At 69.7% G+C, this 17,124-nt stretch carries 15 protein-coding genes; 9 read left to right on the top strand and 6 right to left on the bottom strand.

Translation table 11 applies throughout. The features are described from left to right. The first annotated feature begins 25 nt into the window (after window positions 1-25). A complete protein-coding gene (locus tag ON31_RS01195; protein ID WP_255221934.1) occupies window positions 26-634 on the top strand; it encodes a hypothetical protein in 609 nt (202 codons plus the stop codon). Here the strand turns inward: ON31_RS01195 and ON31_RS01190 are convergent, their stop codons facing one another. After that, a complete protein-coding gene (locus tag ON31_RS01190) occupies window positions 635-1,321 on the bottom strand; it encodes a GltB/FmdC/FwdC-like GXGXG domain-containing protein (protein ID WP_051036597.1) in 687 nt (228 codons plus the stop codon). A gap of 97 nt (window positions 1,322-1,418) precedes the next feature. After that, window positions 1,419-2,162: a lysophospholipid acyltransferase family protein gene (locus tag ON31_RS01185; RefSeq protein WP_029930455.1), complete on the bottom strand. Its 744-nt coding sequence runs from the start codon at window positions 2,160-2,162 to the stop codon at window positions 1,419-1,421. 109 nt (window positions 2,163-2,271) lie between these two features. On the opposite strand from ON31_RS01185, the gene ON31_RS01180 reads away from it, so the two are divergent. Next, window positions 2,272-3,168, top strand: coding sequence for a hypothetical protein (locus tag ON31_RS01180; RefSeq protein ID WP_051036593.1), 897 nt, complete (start codon window positions 2,272-2,274; stop codon window positions 3,166-3,168). 44 nt (window positions 3,169-3,212) lie between these two features. Beyond that, a complete protein-coding gene (locus ON31_RS01175) occupies window positions 3,213-4,754 on the top strand; it encodes a Rieske 2Fe-2S domain-containing protein (protein WP_039808280.1) in 1,542 nt (513 codons plus the stop codon). Between the two features lie 73 nt (window positions 4,755-4,827). Here ON31_RS01175 and ON31_RS01170 read toward each other — a convergent pair whose 3' ends face one another. From ON31_RS01170 to serS, 4 genes are all read right to left on the bottom strand, one after another. Continuing rightward, window positions 4,828-5,784, bottom strand: a complete 957-nt coding sequence (locus ON31_RS01170) for a DMT family transporter (RefSeq protein ID WP_039808277.1) — start codon at window positions 5,782-5,784, stop codon at window positions 4,828-4,830. A gap of 206 nt (window positions 5,785-5,990) precedes the next feature. Next, the gene (locus ON31_RS01165; protein WP_255221933.1) at window positions 5,991-7,454 is read right to left on the bottom strand and encodes an MFS transporter; all 1,464 of its coding nucleotides are present in this window, start codon (window positions 7,452-7,454) and stop codon (window positions 5,991-5,993) included. A gap of 76 nt (window positions 7,455-7,530) precedes the next feature. Next, complete coding sequence (locus ON31_RS01160) at window positions 7,531-9,312, bottom strand: putative bifunctional diguanylate cyclase/phosphodiesterase (protein ID WP_228807443.1); 1,782 nt, start codon at window positions 9,310-9,312, stop codon at window positions 7,531-7,533. Window positions 9,313-9,486: 174 nt separating this feature from the next. Beyond that, window positions 9,487-10,749, bottom strand: a complete 1,263-nt coding sequence (gene serS, locus ON31_RS01155) for a serine--tRNA ligase (protein ID WP_039808275.1) — start codon at window positions 10,747-10,749, stop codon at window positions 9,487-9,489. A gap of 235 nt (window positions 10,750-10,984) precedes the next feature. Between serS and ON31_RS01150 the strand changes: the two genes are divergently transcribed. The 6 genes from ON31_RS01150 (at window position 10,985) to ON31_RS01125 (ending at window position 16,875) form a co-directional block, all read left to right on the top strand. After that, the gene (locus ON31_RS01150; RefSeq protein ID WP_039808273.1) at window positions 10,985-12,577 is read left to right on the top strand and encodes a GMC family oxidoreductase; all 1,593 of its coding nucleotides are present in this window, start codon (window positions 10,985-10,987) and stop codon (window positions 12,575-12,577) included. A gap of 450 nt (window positions 12,578-13,027) precedes the next feature. Beyond that, on the top strand, window positions 13,028-14,065 hold the full coding sequence (locus ON31_RS01145) for a septum formation family protein (protein WP_039808422.1): 1,038 nt from the start codon (window positions 13,028-13,030) through the stop codon (window positions 14,063-14,065). An 11-nt stretch (window positions 14,066-14,076) separates the two neighbouring features. Next, the gene (locus tag ON31_RS01140; protein ID WP_029930464.1) at window positions 14,077-14,430 is read left to right on the top strand and encodes a metallopeptidase family protein; all 354 of its coding nucleotides are present in this window, start codon (window positions 14,077-14,079) and stop codon (window positions 14,428-14,430) included. A gap of 110 nt (window positions 14,431-14,540) precedes the next feature. Next, window positions 14,541-14,852, top strand: coding sequence for a PE family protein (locus ON31_RS01135; protein ID WP_039808269.1), 312 nt, complete (start codon window positions 14,541-14,543; stop codon window positions 14,850-14,852). A gap of 8 nt (window positions 14,853-14,860) precedes the next feature. Next, window positions 14,861-16,051: a PPE domain-containing protein gene (locus tag ON31_RS01130; RefSeq protein WP_039808266.1), complete on the top strand. Its 1,191-nt coding sequence runs from the start codon at window positions 14,861-14,863 to the stop codon at window positions 16,049-16,051. Beyond that, entirely contained in the window at window positions 16,048-16,875 is an 828-nt protein-coding gene (locus tag ON31_RS01125) for an ESX secretion-associated protein EspG (protein ID WP_051036591.1), read from the top strand. Before ON31_RS01130 ends, ON31_RS01125 begins: the two co-directional genes overlap by 4 nt. Window positions 16,876-17,124: the final 249 nt, after the last annotated feature.

Raw genomic sequence — 17,124 nt, 5'->3', positions numbered from 1 at the left:
TCACCCCCTGGGCTATCCCGTGGCTGTGACGATCGGCGCCCTGGCGAATTGCCTCGCCTGGGCGCCGTTCGGCGATATGGAGCTACGTGGACTGCTGGGGGCCGTCACCTTGCTCATTCTGGGGTACACCGGATTTCGCGTCTGGATGGCGCTGTACTCGACCGCGGGACTGCGGGACGGGATGCGGGCGCGGCGAGTACGACAGCAGATCCGGCTGGTGAGCCGGTCATGGTTGGAAGTCGACACGGCTGAGCGGACGGTATGGGTGCCGGTGTATTTCGATCCCGCGCTGTTGACATTGACATCGTCGGTAGTCGAAATATCCGGTCGGGCAATTCATCTCGGCCGATTACGGGTGTATCCAGCTGGGCGGCGGCGAAATTCCGAACCGGCTGGGCGGCTCATCGACAATCCGACCCGGACCGCACCGCAGGGCGGAGAACTCGCCGCCACCGCCACCCGCTGGCGTCGCCGCCTGCTGCTCGACGCGCAGTCGGCCGTGGTGGCTCCGTTCGTCGGGCTGTTCTGGGTGTATGTGGCGGGCGGCGGGACGCTGGCGTTCGTGGCCGTCACGGTGGTGGCGGGGACGACGGTCACCTGGCTGAATGCGGTGCGGGGGTCGGATCCGAGTTGATCAGTGCGGGGTGGGGGGTGGGACGTGCGGCCAGGGGGGCTGGCGGGTGGAGCCGTAGCGGGTGAATTCGGTGGGGTCGTGCGGGAATCCGGCGGTGTGGAGGAGTTCGCGCAGTTCGGTGAGGTGTTCGGGGCGCATGGGTTTGCGGACGCAGGCGGCGCCCAGGGAGGCGACTTCGCCGCGGACGTAGACGCGGGCGTCGTAGAGTGATTCGCCCAGGGCGGGACCGGCGTCACCGCACACCACCAGGCGGCCCGCCTGTGCCATGAGGGCGCTCATGGGGCCGCTGTCGCCGCCGACCACGATATCGACGCCCTTCATCGAGATGCCGCAGCGCGCACCGGCATTGCCCTCGATGACCAGCAGGCCGCCGTGCGCGGTCGCACCCGCGGACTGGGCGGCGTCGCCGCGCACCCGGACCAGGCCCGACATCATGTTCTCCGCCACCCCGACGTCGGCGTCGCCGTTCACGGTGATGGCGGCATGCTGATTCATGCCCGCGCAGTAGTAGCCGACGGAACCGTCGATGGTGACGGCCATCTCGCGATACAGGCCGCAGGCCAGGGCGTGCGCGCCGCCCGGGTTGGCGACCAGCACGCCCTGGGGTGCGCTCGGCGACATGAGCAGTGCGTTGACCGCCCGCGTGCCGAGCGTGGCGAGATCGAGGGTGGTGTCGGCCGGATCCATGACAACGGTGTTCACTGTTGCCGCCCGACATACACCTTCCGCTTCGGCAACGATGGTGAGCCCGTCCCCTCGGGCGGCGCAGGGGAGAGGCGGCGGGCTACTGCTGGGTGCGGCGGGCGGCCTTCTCGGCGGCTTCCGCCGCGTCCATGGCGTTCGCCTCTTCGAGAGTCGGTGCGCTGCCGCCCAATCGGGCGGGCACCCAGTAGGCACCGGGTTCGTGCACATAGTCCCGCTGCACGTCCAGCAGCATCTCCTGCATGGTCGAACGCAGGGTGGCGGTCAGCTCCGCGGCCGGCTCGAACGGTGCGATGGGCTCGCCCACCTTGATGGAGATGGGAGTGTTGGTGCGGCCCAGGCGCTTCGGGTGCCCCTTGGTCCACACCCGCTGCGCGCCCCAGATCACGATCGGGATGATCGGCACCCCAGCCTCGATGGCCATGCGCGCCGCGCCCGACTTGAAATCCTTGATCTCGAAGCTGCGGGAAATGGTGGCCTCCGGATACACCCCGACCAGTTCTCCGGCCTTCAGCCGCTGCACCGCCTCGTGGTAGGAGTCCGCGCCCGCCGAGCGGTCCACCGGAATGTGCTTGAGCGCCCGCATGATCGGCCCGGAGATGGAATTGTCGAAGACTTCCTGCTTCGCCATGAACCGGATGTAGCGCTTGGGGGTGCGCGCGGGCAGTCCGGCATAGGTGAAATCCATATAGCCGGTGTGGTTGATGGCGATGACCGCACCGCCCTCGGCGGGAATGTGCTCGTCGCCGGTGACGGTGAACTTCAGGCCCTGCAGTGCGAACACGGTGCGGGCCAGCCCGATGATCGGGAAGTAGACGGGTTCCACAGTTCAGCTAGCGTAGTCGCTGCCGGAGCTGGTACCAGTGACCCAGGCAACATCGATCGTCGGCTGTGACACCAGGACGGCCGCGGGGACACGAAAGAGGTTCGCAGGAGTGGGAAACGCCCGAACATCGCTGCGTGACTACTGCCGCAGGGGGCTGCCGGAGGTCGGGGCGCGACGGCGGGGAATCCTGGTCGGCGGATTGGCGGTGGCGTCGGCGGCGGTGCTCGCGGGCTGCGATTCCGTCTCGGGCATACCCGGGGACGATCCCGCGCCCGCCAGCCCGGCCCAGGTCACCACCACGACCGCGGCCACCACGACGACCAGCGGCGACACGCCCGGGAATGCGGCGGCGGAGAATCCCGACGGCACCGCGGCCGTCGGGGCCTGGGTGGCGGACCTGCGGGCCGGGGATGTCGACGCGATCACGGAGAAGTGCTGGACCATCGCGCCGTCGAACGCGGCCGCCATGTACGCCGAGCCGGAATCGATCCTCGCGGCGCTCGAGAATCCGCCGGTACGTGGCGAATCCGGGATGATCTGGAGCGGAGCGGCGGTCACCGTGGTGGCCTCGGATCGCACCCTCGCCGGCGATTACGCGTGCCCGCGCGTCTACCGCAGCGGCAACGACCTCGGATTCGACACCGAGCTCGGGTTCAACGGCGCGGACGCGCGGCACACCGTGCGCCGCTATCTGGCGCGGTTCACCGGCGAACCCCTCGACCCCGCGGATCAGGAGGGCGCATACCCGCTGGTCTGCGCCGCGACGCCGGGCAGCTGGGATCCCGAACAGACCGGTCAGGCGACCGCGCCGCCGCTGGCGCTGAACCCCGGACAGCTCACCGGCGTGACGTCCTTCATAGATCAGTCCATCGAGTCCGCGTGGCCCGACGGCGGCTACATCACGGTGTCCGTGCCGGTCACCAATGCGGCCGGTGTCCAGCAGAAACGGACATTCACCCTGAAGTCCGGCGACGAGGGTTACTGCATCGGCGACGTTTCTCCCTAACCAGTACGCTGGGTGGCTGGTAACGGTCAGGGAGGAAGAAGCTCGTGCAGATCACCAGCGTCGGACACGCCGGATTCCACATCCGAACCGCGGCGGGGACGATCCTCTGCGATCCATGGGTGAACCCGGCGTACTTCGGTTCGTGGTTCCCGTTTCCGGACAACACCCGGTTGGACTGGGACGAACTGGGCAACTGCGATTTCCTCTACGTCTCGCACCTGCACCGCGACCACTTCGACGCTCAGCTGCTCACCGACAAGGTGAACAAGGACGCCACCGTCCTGCTGCCCGACTACCCGGTGCCGGATCTGAAGCGCGAACTCGAGAAGCTCGGCTTCCACAGGTTCGTGGAGACCGAGGACTCGGTCAAGCACACCGTCACCGGCCCGAACGGCGGCGAGCTGGACGTCATGATCATCGCGCTGCGCGCGCCCGCCGACGGGCCCATCGGCGACTCCGGCCTGGTCGTCTCCGACGGTGAGACCGTCTGCTTCAACATGAACGACGCCCGGCCCGTCGATATGGACGTGCTGCACGACCAGTTCGGGCATGTGGACATCCACCTGCTGCAGTACTCCGGGGCCATCTGGTACCCGATGGTGTACGACATTCCGACCCGCACCAAGGCCAACTTCGGCAAGCAGAAGCGGCAACGCGGCATGGACCGGGCCCGCTCCTACATCGAACAGGTCGGCGCGACCTGGGTGGTGCCCTCGGCCGGACCGCCGGTCTTCCTCGACGACGAGCTGCGCTACCTCAACGACGACCGCGGCGACGAGGGCAATATCTTCCCGGACCAGATGGTGTTCCTGGAGCAGATGGAGATCCACGGCAACACCGGCGGAATCCTCATGATCCCGGGCTCCACCGTGGACCTGCGCGGCAAGGATCTGCTCGAGCTGAGCCATCCGGTCGCCCCGGAGACCATCTACGGCGACAAGGCCGCCTACATCGAGGATATGGCCCAGCGTATGGCGCCCGTGCTGGCCGCCGAAAAGGCTTCCTGGGCAACCGGAGACGAGCCGCTGCTACCGCAGCTGAAGGAACTCTTCGAACCGATCATGGCGCAGAGCGACCTCATCTGCGACGGCATCGGCTACCCGGTCAGCCTGGTGCTGGGCGAGGAGACCGTGGTGCTGGACTTCCCGCAGCGGGTGGTGCGCGAGCCCGTCGCGGGCGAAGGCAAGCACCGCTACGGCTTCCGCATCGACCCGCAACTGGTGCGCACCGTACTGCGCGACAACGAACCCGACTGGGTGAACACCATCTTTCTGTCGACGCGCTTCACCACCTGGCGCATCGGCGGCTACAACGAATTCCTGTACACCTTCTTCAAGTGCCTCACCGACGAGCGCATCGCCTACGCCGACGGCTGGTTCGCCGAGGCGCACGACGACTCCGCCTCCACCGAACTCGACGGCTGGGAAGTACAGCGCCGCTGCCCCCACCTGAAGGCCGACCTCTCCAAATTCGGCGTGGTGGAGGGCAACACCCTCACCTGCAACCTCCACGGCTGGCAATGGGACCTCGAATCCGGCCGCTGCAAAACCTCCAAGGGCCACGAACTCCGCTCCCGCAAGCTCTGATTCGCCGAGGGGGAACTGGTGGCGGCGGCTTCTCGCACGATGCCGCCACCGATTGCCCTGACCGAGCGGTCTCCTAGGTGGGGGTGCGCGCCGCGAGGGTGACGGCGACGAAGGTGAGGGCGCAGCCCAGGACGGCGGTGGCGGAGAGGCCGGGGCCGGTGGGGACCGCGACGTCGAGGACCAGGGACATGAGCAGCTGTCCGGCCACCGAGGTGAGGCCGAGCAGGAGCACGCCGATCCAGCGCACCACGACCACGGCCAACGCGATGAAGGCGACGCCGATCACGCCGCCGACGTAGAGCCACGGCTCGGTGGGAAACCCGGTGGGCCAACCGGTTCCGGCCAGCAGCACCGCTTCGACGAGGACCAGTCCGGCGGTGCCGGTCAGGAAGTTCGCGAGTGTCGCCGTCGGCGGTCCGCCCACGGCACCGACCCGCCCGTTCACCGCCTGCTGCCACGCCACGCCGAAACCGGCCAGCAGCGGCAGCGCGATCAACAGCAGGTGCGGGCCGCCGCGCAGGGATTCCGGCACCGACAGCGCGCCGTCACCGCCGCCGTCGCGCCCCGCCACCGACAGCAGTACCGCCGCCAGCGCCAGTCCCGCACCTCCGGCCCGCAGCGCGGTCACCGGGGTCCGCCCGGCGGGTCCGATACCGAAGCGGTCCACCGCCAGACTGCTCACCAACTGCCCGGCCACCACCGCCACCGTGAACGCCGTGACCCCGATGGCGGCCACCGTGAGCCCCTGGCAGGCGACGAAGAACGCGCCACACAACCCGCCCAGCAGCTGCCACCACCGCAGCCCGCCGCTCACCAGCGCCCGCCGCACCTCCCCGACCCCCGCCCGCAGCCGACCGCTCAGCGCGAATGCCACCCCGAGCACCACCAGCCCGGTCCCGAAACTGATCACCGCGGCGGCGACCCCATCCCCCAACCGCTCCCCCAACTCCCCATTGATCCGCGCCTGCCCCGCCACCGCCGCGCCGATACTCCCCCCGCACACCAACCCGATCCGCCGCCGCATCCCCATTCGCCCGATTGTGCCCGCAACGCCCGGGACAACGATTCGTAGCCTGGGCGATCAGATCGAAGTCGCGATCGCAATGACGACGACCGGCCGATGGAACTCCGCCGTCCCGGCGAAGAGAAGATCCGCGATTCCCCACGGCGCGCTGGCGACCACGCACGACAAGCTCGCGCTGGAATTCCGGCCGCCGACCGGTGCGACATGCTTCGTCACCGAGCATCGTGCGGTTCTCCGACCGCGCGTGGTGGGAGCCAGGCGGGGACCAGGAGGGCGGTGACGAGGATCGGGAGGCCGAGCAGGGCGACAATGGGCGGGATCGGGAGCCAGAGCGAGGCCAGGGCCACGAAGGCGAAAACTGCCAGCGAGAAGACCTCCTCCAGCAGGCCCGATACCGAGGTCACCGTCGCTCGGGCCGGACCCTCGATGGCGTCCTGGAGGCGGGCGGCCGCCACCACGCCCGCGTTGTAGACGATGCCGTAGGCGATGCCGATGGCCGTGAAACCCGCGATGGTCAGCGGGTATACGGCCTCGGGGCGATACGCGGCCAGACCCGGCAGCAGTGCGCCGCCGATGAACAGGACGCCGCCGACGGCCAGAGCGATGGCCATGGCGCGGGCGCGGACGGCCTCGGTGCGACCGGCGAGCGTGGCACCGAGCAGAGCGCCGACCACCGTCAGGCCGACCAATAGCGCCGTGGCCCACGGGGGTACGCCCGCATCGTCGGCGAGCAGGGCGAAGTACTCGTCGAAGGCGGTCATGCCGTAAAGCAGCGCACCCAGGTACAGGGCATGGCGCACCGGCCGGACCCGCACCGCCTCACCGAGTCCGGTGCGGAGCATGAAGATGTAGCGGCCGAAGACCGATGCGGGTGCGGCCGGAGTGGTGGCACCGACCACGCCGGACTGCGGGGCCGAGCCTGGCGCCCGCATCGGGCCCGGCAAGACGGCCGAACCAGACACTGCCGGTACAGGCGACCCAGCCGGAACCGACAGCGCAGCAGGACCCGACAACGCAGCCGGGTTGGGTGACGGCGTGCGGTGGTGGGGCGTGCTGCCGGAGTCGTCGGCGTGCGGCCGCGGCGGTGCGGTGGGTTCTTCCGCGTCCGCCAGGTCTTGGGCCTGTTCGGCGGTGACGGTTTTCGGGGCGGCGGGCAGGGTGAGGGCCAGGGCGGTGTGCAGGGCCGCGATGGCGACGCTGGACCAGCCGACCAGGGCGTAGCCGCCCCACGCGTAGAGGGGCGCGGCGGCCAGGATGCCCACCAGGGCGGCCGTCTCCGAGGCGGCGCGGGTGTAGCCCATGATGCGGGCATAGTCGGCGGTCTCACCGCGAGCGGCGAGTTCGTCGTAGAGCAGGGCCTCGAAGGTGCCCGACAGCAGCGCGCCCGAGGTGCCCCACAGCACGAAGCCGAGGGCGAAACCGAGATAGGACGGAAAGACCGTCCACATGCCGAAACCGGCCACCAGCAGCAGACCGCTGACAATGAGCAGACCCCGGCGCGAGACCGTGTCGGCCCACGCGCCCGAAGGCACCTCCAGTAGGAAGGCGGTCGCCGACCAGATGGCGAGCAGCCCGGAAATCTGCGCGGTGGACAGCCCGTGATCAGCGAAGATCAGGGCATAGAGCGCGAAAAGCGGAATGAGATCGGCCGAGCCGCGGAACAGCACCGCACGCACCGCGAGTCCGCGACCCGGGACACCGGCGCGCGCTGAGCTGGCGACTCAACTGGCATAGACGAGCAAACGCATGTGCTCAGCGTTGCCCTCCACCCACGCCCTCGTCAAGCGGATTATCCACCGGAACCCAGCCGTTGCCGGGCTCCACGCCCGCGCCCACCAACCCGCTGCGCTCGTTCAGATCATTGATCAGCTCGGCCACCGGCTGCGAATCGCTGTAGTGATACCCCTGCGCCAGCGCGAAACCCAGTTCGGTCAGCACCGCCGCCTGATATTCGGTCTCCACGCCCTCGGCGATCACCTGCAGATCCAGCGATTTGCTCAGCGCCGCGATCACACCCAGCAGCGGCGGCGCGGGCGAATCGGAGCGAATGGCGGCCACGAAGGACTGGTCCACCTTGAGAATGTCGCTGGGCAGGGTGGCCAGGCGACTCAGCGACGAATAGCCGGTGCCGAAATCGTCGATGGCGATCCGCACCCCGCGCTCACGCAATGCGTGCAGATTCGCGATGGCCGTCTCGGATTCGGCCGCCAATTCGCTCTCGGTCACCTCGAGCACCAATTGATCGGCGGGCCAGCCGGTGTCGGCGAGAATCCCGGACACCCGCTCCGCGTATTCGCCCTGCGCCAGTTCCAGGCCGCTCACATTCACGTTCAGGGTCAGGTCCAGCTGCGCGAACGTCTCCTGTAGCCGCGCCGCGTCCGCGCAGGCCCGGCGCAGCACCAGCTCGTCCAGATCGGAGATGAGGTCGTACTCCTCCGCCACCCGGATCAGGCCCTCGGTGGTGACCTCCGGCTGCGCATGCGACGACCAGCGCAGCAGCGCTTCCACGCCAACGGCTTTCGCACCGCCCTCGCCCAGGGTGACGATCGGCTGGTACTGGACGTCCAGCGCGCCGCGGTCGATGGCCTCGCGCAGCTCCACCGCCAGCGGCAGCTGCCGCGACGACTCCAGCACCGTGCGATTGCGGCCCGCCTGCTTGGCCCGGTACAGGCCCACATCCGCGCGGCTCACCAGCAGCGACCCGGATTCGCCCGGCTGCCAGGAGGTGACGCCCGCCGAACAGCCGGTGGTCACCGCCGCGCGCAGCTGCTCGGTGAGCAGGATCGCGGCCTGCTCGGTGGTGTTCGGCAGCAGCAGTGCGAACGCGTCGCCGCCGTAGCGGGCCAACCGCTGATCGGGGGCCAGCAGCTTGGACCAGGTGTCGCCGACGCGTTGCAGTACGGCGTCGCCGGCGCGATGCCCGAGATGGTCGTTGATCTTCTGGAAGCGGTCGAGATCCACCAGCACCAGCGCCAGCCCCTGACCGGTCCGGCCCGCCTGCGCGATGGCCACATTCAGGGCGCGGTCGAATCCGCGCCGATTCAGCAGACCCGTCAGCACGTCGATATCCGCGTCGGCGGCCATGCGGGTGAGAATGCCGACCACGATGCCGACACCCACCGTGATACCCGCCGGAATGAATCCGGACCACCAGGGCAACCCGCGCGAGGGCACCACCCACAGGCAGGCCACCACCGCGAAAGTCAGATGTGCGGCCAGCCAGCGCCAGCTGAAGAATATGGCGGCATCGCAGGCGACGAAAACATAGAACGCCGCCAAGGTGATCGCGCCGACGGTATTCGGAAACCAGTGCACCGCAATGGTCACCAGCACCGTCGCCACACCCACATACACGTGATGCGCGGAATGCGGCATCCGCGGACCCCAGATGAGCAGACTGATTCCGAGCAGCAGCGCCATGAACGCCGCACTGCCCACCAGCGGTCGATTGCCCTCATCACCGGGAGCGATGGCAGTGATCATCAGACCCAGGACCCCGCCCATGACGTAGAACGCCCCGGTGGTCCGAGCCATGACCATCGCTGTCGCCAGCGCCGATGCGGTCCGCACCCGCGTTCGGGTATCGCCGCGAGACCCGATTCCTCGCACGATGCATAGCCTAGACACAGACGTGACCTGTAGTAGACACAACCGGCCGAATCGACACGCGGATGCGCGAACCGGTGGTTACCGTGCGGGTTCGGCGAATCAGCGCGACGGCGTCAGCACCTCGGTTCCGACGAACGGGACCAGCGCGGCGGGCACCCGGACCGAACCATCGGCCTGCTGATGATTCTCCAGAATCGCGACGATCCAGCGCGTGGTCGCCAGGGTGCCGTTCAACGTGGCGGCGATCTGCGGCTTGTTGTTCTCGTCGCGATAACGCACATTCAGCCGCCGCGCCTGGAATGTGGAGCAATTCGAGGTCGAGGTGAGTTCGCGATAGGTGCCCTGGCTCGGCACCCACGCCTCGCAGTCGTATTTGCGCGCGGCCGAGCTGCCCAGATCACCGGCCGCCACATCGATCACGCGGTACGGCACCTCGATGGCGGCCAGCATGTCCTGCTCCCAGGCCAGCAGCCGCTTGTGCTCGGCGTCCGCGTCCTCCGGCTTGGCGTAGACGAACATCTCCACCTTGTCGAACTGGTGCACGCGGATGATGCCGCGGGTGTCCTTGCCGTAGCTGCCCGCCTCCCGGCGGAAGCACGACGACCATCCCGCGTAGCGCTTCGGGCCCGCGCTCAGATCCAGGATCTCGCCCTGGTGGTACCCGGCGAGCGGCACCTCCGAGGTGCCGACCAGGTACAGGTCGTCCTCCTCGAGGTGGTAGACCTCGGCGGCGTGCTGGCCCAGGAAACCGGTGCCCTGCATGACCTCCGGGCGCACCAGCACCGGCGGGATCATCATGCTGAAACCGTTGGCGGTGGCCCGCTGCGCGGCCAGCTGGAGCAGGCCGAGCTGCAACAGGGCACCGTAGCCGGTGAGGAAGTAGAAGCGCGCTCCCGACACCTTCGCGCCGCGCTCCATGTCGATCAGGCCCAGCGCCTCGCCGAGTGCCAGGTGGTCTTTCACCTCGAAATCGAACTCGCGCGGGGTGCCGATGGTGTCGAGCACGATGTAGTCGTCCTCGCCGCCCGCGGGCGCGCCCTCCTGCACCACATTCGACAGTGCCCGCTGCGCGGCCTCGAGTTCGGCGTCGGCGGCGTGCTCGGCCGCCTCCGCCTCCTTCACCTTCGCCGAGAGCTCCTGCCCGTGCGCCAGCAGCGCGGGACGCTCGTCCGGAGACGCCTTGCCGACCTTCTTGCCCAGCGCCTTCTGCTCGGCGCGCAGACCGTCCGCGGCGGCGACGGCGGCACGCCGGGCCGCGTCGGCCGCCAGCAGGGCATCCACCAGGGCCGGGTCCTCGCCGCGCGCCCGCTGCGAGGCGCGGACGACATCGGGATTCTCCCGCAGGAATCGAAGGTCGATCATAGGTAGAGCGTAAAGGGCGGGGTCCACCTGATGCTGCGCCGCCTCCCCGGGACTTCAGCGCACGGCTGAGTGCCGTCGACCGTCGTGCACGCGTGCCGCCGGTCGGGTGCCGAACCGATTCTGGGCGTACCCGGGGAGTTACCCCGAGCCTTGCGAAATCGAGTGTCGCGTTTGTCGGTGTCCCGCATAGTGGGTGGCGCGAACTGTCGGCACTGCGTTCCCGAGGAGTCGCCCCATGCCCGAATCCGTGCAGGACACTGTGGATTTCATTGTTGTTGGAGCCGGGTCGGCGGGGGCCGCGGTGGCGGCGCGGTTGAGTGAGCGGGATGGGGTCGGGGTGGTGGTGTTGGAGGCGGGGTCGGCCGACAAGGACAAGTTCATTCGGATTCCGGCCGGATTCTCCAAGCTGTTTCAAGGGGCCAACGACTGGAACTACCGCACCGAACCGCAGGCCGCGCTCGGCGGGCGGCGGGTCTACTGGCCGCGCGGCAAGATGCTCGGCGGCTCCTCCGCCATGAACGCCATGATGTGGGTGCGCGGGTTCGCCGCCGACTACGACGACTGGGCGCGCGCGGCCGGGCCCGCCTGGTCGTTCCAGGAGGTGCTGCCGCACTTCCGGCGCATGGAGCACGTGGAGGGCGCGAGCGGCGACGAGGAAGGCGGCGACGGGCCGCTGCACATCTCCAGGCAGCGCAGCCCGCGCCCGCTCACCCGCGACTTCCTGGTGGCCGCGACCGAGGCGGGGTACGCCGTCGAGCGAGCCAATTCCGCTGTGCCACAAGGATTCTCCGAAACCATGGTGACACAGAAGCGGGGTGCGCGGTGGAGCACCGCCGACGCCTACCTGCGGCCCGCGCTGCGGCGGCGGCGCGGCCTCGAGGTGCGCACCGACGCGCACGTCACCCGCATCCTGTTCGAGGGCGAGCGGGCCGTCGGCGTCGAATACCGGCGCGACGGGCGGACGCATCGGCTGCGCGCGCGGCGTGAGGTGATCCTGAGCGGCGGCGCGATCAACACCCCGCAGCTGCTCATGCTGTCCGGGGTGGGCGATCGGGAACAACTGTCCGGCTTGGGGATTCCGGTGGTGCACCACAGCCCCGAGGTGGGACGGAATCTGCGGGACCATCTGGTCGCGCCCATCGTCTACCGCACCCGCGCGGGGAGTCTGTTCACCGCCGAGCGCATTCCGGAGCTGGTGAACTATCTGCTGCGACGGCGCGGAATGCTCACCTCCAATGTGGGCGAGGCGTACGGCTTCGTGCGCAGCCGCGACGAACTCGAACTGCCCGATCTGGAACTCATCTTCGGTCCCGCGCCCTACGTCGGGGAGGGCCTGCTCGAACCCGTCGGGCACGCCATCACCCTCGGCGCGATCCTGCTGCGGCCCGCCAGCAGCGGAACCATCACCCTCGGCTCCGCCGACCCGTTCACCGCACCCCGCATCGACCCCCGCTACTGCACCGACCCCGAGGGGCTCGACCGCGCCGCCCTGCTCGCCGGACTGCGCAAATGCGTCGACCTCGCGCACATGCCCGCGCTGAAACAGCACATCGGGGACCTCATGCAACCCGACGTCCCCGCCGACACCCCCACCGACGAGATCCTGCGCCGCTGCCTCGAGGACCACTCCCACACCCTCTACCACCCGGTCGGCACCTGCCGCATGAGCGCCGACGACACCGGCGTCGTAGACCCCGAACTCCGCGTCCGCGGCCTCCGGGGCCTCCGCATCGCCGACACCTCCGTCATGCCGATCATCATCCGCGGCCACACCCACGCCCCAGCGGTCCTCATCGGAGAGAAAGCGGCCGACCTGATCACGCGATAGCGCACCCTGTCGGTAGCGCGCGGTGCGCAGTAGGAATCCGGCGTGGCGACCGACCTCAGGGCGCGGGCACCCGGGTGCCTGAAATCGGGCTCGGCATTCGCGCAGAGGTTCGCCGATCGCGCATCTCGGAAAAGGCACCCTGCTCGCACCTCACCACACGTGACAACTGATCTCGCATGCTCCGGGTAACTCCCCGGGTACGCCCAGAATCGGCTCGGCACCCGACCGCTGGCACGCGTGCACGACGGCACTCAGCCGCGCGCTGAAGTCCCGGGGAGGCGGCACAGCGCGCTGAAGTCCCGGAGAGGCGGCACAGCACAGCACGTGGCGAAGGGTGGGTCGGCGCTGCCATGATGGAGCGCGATGCCCGCATACGTACCCCCGGAACCCAAGCGGCCCGCGCCACCCGTGCGCAGGAAGCCGAGCGCCCGCGACAAGGTGCTCGGTCCGATGCGCGCTGTCGTCGACCGGGGACCGCTGTCCGCGCCGACGCTGCGGTGGGGGCTGCTGGCGGTCGCGGTCGGGGCGATGGTGGCCGCGCTGGTGACGTTGTTCGTCAGCGGATTCGACCACGGGAAGGTGGAGGCGCACAGCCCGTCCGGGCCGCAGCCGACCGGGGCGGTGGCGGGCGCGGCCTTCGGGACCGCCAAGACCGGCGACTGCCTGACCTGGAGCAAGGCCGACGCCAGCGACCTGCAGAAGGTGGATTGCGGCAGCAAGCACCTGTTCGAGGTGACCGCGGACATCGATCTGAGCAAGTACCCGGGACGTGAATTCGGGGCCGGATCCCGCTTCCCGGATTCGCTGCGCTTCACCGAACTGCGCGACGAGCACTGCGTCAGCGCCGCGCAGCGCTATCTCGGCGGCAAGTTCGATCCGCGCGGCAAGTTCGTGGTCGGCCTGATCAATCCCGGCGAACCGGGCTGGACGGCGGGTGAACGCACCCTGCGCTGTGGGCTGCAGGTCGCGTCGAGCACGGGCTCGGCCGCGTACGCCACCACCGGCAGCATCCGTGAACGCGATCAGTCCAAGATCTACGAGGTCGGCGCCTGCGTCGGCATCAACCGGAATCTGCCCACCGACCAGGTGGACTGCACCCAGCCGCACGCCTTCGAGATCGTCTCCACCGTCGACCTCGGCGCCCACTTCACCGACGGTCCCCCGGCCGCGGAGGATCAGGACAAGTACATGGAGGAGCGGTGCGCCACCGACTCCACCGCGTACCTCGGCTCCCCCGAAGCGCTGCGCAACAAGACCCTCACGCTGTTCTGGGACTTCCTCGACACACGCAGCTGGCTGGCCGGCAGCCGCAGCCTCAACTGCATGCTCGGGAAGGGCTCGGATCAGGGTTTCGCGGCCATCACCGGTTCGGCGCGCGGCGACATCCTCATCGACGGACAGGCCCCCGTGCCACCGCCGAACAACGGCCGCTACACCCCGCCGCCGCTGCCCGGCGCGGCCCCGCCGAACCTGCCGCCGCCGCGGTGATCGGGTAGCGCATGCCGGTGACCATGTCCGACGACCGTTTCGAGGAGCTCGTCGGCGACGCCCTCGACCTGATTCCGCCCGAACTGGCCAAGGCCATCGACAATGTGGTGATTCTCATCGAACCCCGCAGCGCCGAAGATCCGCATCTGCTCGGGCTGTACCACGGGATAGCCCTCACCGATCGGGACTTCAGCCACTACGGCGGCGCATTGCCGGACACCATCACCATCTACCGCGAGGCCATCCTGGACATGTGCCACACCGAAGAAGAGGTGGTGGAGGAGGTGGCGATCACAGTGATTCACGAGATAGCGCACTATTTCGGGATTGACGACGACCGCCTTCATCAGCTGGGATGGGGCTGACGCCGTAGGTGTGCTCCAGATTTGCTGGAACCGATAGCGCCCGCGGTGCGTCCAATCTCTCGTAGGGGCCGTCGGGTCTCCGGGGCAGCTGGCGGAAGGAGCGCTCGAGCATGGTTGGCCACGTCCTCGTGCAGCCGGAGGCCGTCCTCGCGGCAGCCGCCGAACTCGATCTGCTGGCCGAGCGGCTGGCGGCGGTCGCCACCGCGGCCGGACCGACCACCCACGTCCTGCCGTCCGGCACCGAAGAGGTGTCGCTGCTGGCGGCCGGACACTTCAACCACGCCGCGCTGAGCCATGACCGGGCGATCGCGCAGGGTGTGCTGGAACTGCACCACGCCGCCGCGACGCTACGCGCGCAACTGGCCCAGTACCTCGCGCAGGACGCCATCCGCGCGGTCGGCATAGCCTCGATACCCGTGTAGGGGGACCGATGACGCTGGGTATCACCGGAGTGTTCTGGCTGCCGCGCATGGCCGAGGTCAACTCGGTCACGCTCAACGCGGGCGCGCACGCCATTCCGATCGCCGCCGCCTCCACCTCGTGGAGCGCCATCACCGCCGCCTGGGTGGACGCCACCACCACCGTGGCCCGCGTCATGGCCGAGATCGGCGTCGGATTGCAGGGCATCAACGGACTCAATGTGCTGGGACGGCTGGGCGGATTCACGGTGTGGGCCGAACAGCAGGGCGTGATGGCCGCGACCCTGGCCGCCAAGACCGCCGCCAACGCCACCGCGTACACCGTGGCGTCCATCGCCATGCCGAGCCTGCCGGAGATCGCGGCCGTGGAGGCCGCGCGGATCGCCGCCCACTCCACCGGCGGTGCGCTCAACGGCAGCGCGCAGGCCGCCGAGGCCGCCAAACTGGCCCTGGACATCCGGGCCGCGCTGGTCATGGAGACCTACGAGGCCGCCACCACCGCCATCGTCACCACGCCCGGTGAATTCCTGATGCCGCCGCCCATCGCCATGGGCGCGGGGTCGGCCGATCCGGCCGCCGCCGCGCAGTCGTTCGGCGACAGCGGCAATCCGGTGCAGACGGCGCTGGCCGCGGCGGCCGCGCTCGCCAACAATCCCGGGGTGATGAGCGCGGTCTCGCAGGCCGCGCAGTTCGCCGGAAGTGTGGCGACCACCGGCGTGAGCACGGCGGGCAATGTGGCGGGCACGGCGATCTCCGCCGTGGGCACCGCGATGCAGTCCGGGAACGGCGTGAGTTCGATGCCGGTGACGGCCGGGAGCGGCGCCGCCGCGATGGTCGGCATCGGCGGTATGGCCGCGGCGACGCACGCGGTGTCCTTCGGCGGGGGCGGCGGCACTGTGAGCATCGGCAATGGCGCGGGCAGCTTGCGCGTGCCGGAGGGTTGGGGCGCGGGTGGTGGATTCGGCGCGGGAGCGCCGACGGCTGCCGCGCCCGGCGGCGAGACGGCCGCCGCCGCCCGCGCGGAGGCCGCCGCGCCGGTGCGTTCGAATACCGCCGGCAGTCCGCTGCTGGGCGGTCAGGCCCGCGACGACGAGGAGCAGGCCCGGGAGGGCAACGGTTACGGCCGCTCGGCCGACCACTTCGCCGACGGCCGGGTCATCGCGCCCGCCGTCATCGGAGCCACGCCGGAGCCCGCCGAGTGACCGTGCTCGGCGCGGGCCGCGGACCGTCCCTGCTGGGGGCGGTCACCCTGTCGCTGGACGACATGCAGTGCCTGCTGGAGACCCTGGCGGTCGACGACATGCCGGTGGTGCTGGACGCCGTGGGCCGCTACGACACCGCCGCCGAGCACGACCGCGCCATGGCGGCGGCCGCCGCCGGTCTGGCCGACCGCGACCTGCTCGTCGATGACGAGGTGCATCCCGAACTGGCCGAACGGCTTCGAGTGCTGAACCGGCCGCACTGGGAGGTGGCGGCCCGCTGGTACGTGGGTGCGTCGATCCATCGCCTGTGCCTCGCCAAGGGCGACGATATCGAGGTGATCGCCCTGCGCGGCCCCGACTCCTACGCCATCGACCAGGCGGGACACGATCTGTCCGGCACCGTCATGGCCGCCCTCGGCCCCGCCGAACCGCTGGAACTGGCGGGGATGAACGCGCCCACCGCGGATCTGGTCCCCATCTTCGACGACACCGGCTACGCCGCCGCCACGGCCGAACGCCTTGCCCGCGTGGGTGATCCACCTCGCGACGCCGCCACCCTCGCCGCGGCGCTGGTGCAGGTGCACTCCTACGCCGAGATCGTCGCGGTCGTCCACAGCGACGGGACCCGCGATATCGCCCCCGACCACATGGCCGTCTTCAACACCCGGCACGGCCGCTTCCTCGCCACCACCAGCCCGGCCGACGACGGCGTCCGGTGGACTGCCCTCAGCACCGGCACCCCGGCCCGCTTCCGCGCCGCGCTACAGCACCTCATGGCGGATCTGCCACTGCGCCAGGAGTTCCGGCCCACCGCTGCCCCGTGAACGGCAGGGCGACGACCCTGCCGAAGTACACCCGCGCATCAGTCAACGGGACCGGCGTGGTGCGACGGTACCGACCCGCATCCGCGCCGGAGGCCGTGCCGAGAACACGACATACCACTCCCGCCGTCGGCACCGCAGTGGATGGATCGTGGACGAGCTACCACGCTTTCCAGATCCTGGCGTGTCGCGTGCCCGCGATCGTGTTCCGCGCCGTTGCGACGCCGCAGCCGACCGCCGGTTGGGCGTGGG

This window comes from Nocardia otitidiscaviarum NBRC 14405, assembly GCF_000308635.1.
GTDB classification, from domain to species: domain Bacteria; phylum Actinomycetota; class Actinomycetes; order Mycobacteriales; family Mycobacteriaceae; genus Nocardia; species Nocardia otitidiscaviarum.
This window is presented reverse-complemented; position numbering and strand designations above follow the sequence as displayed.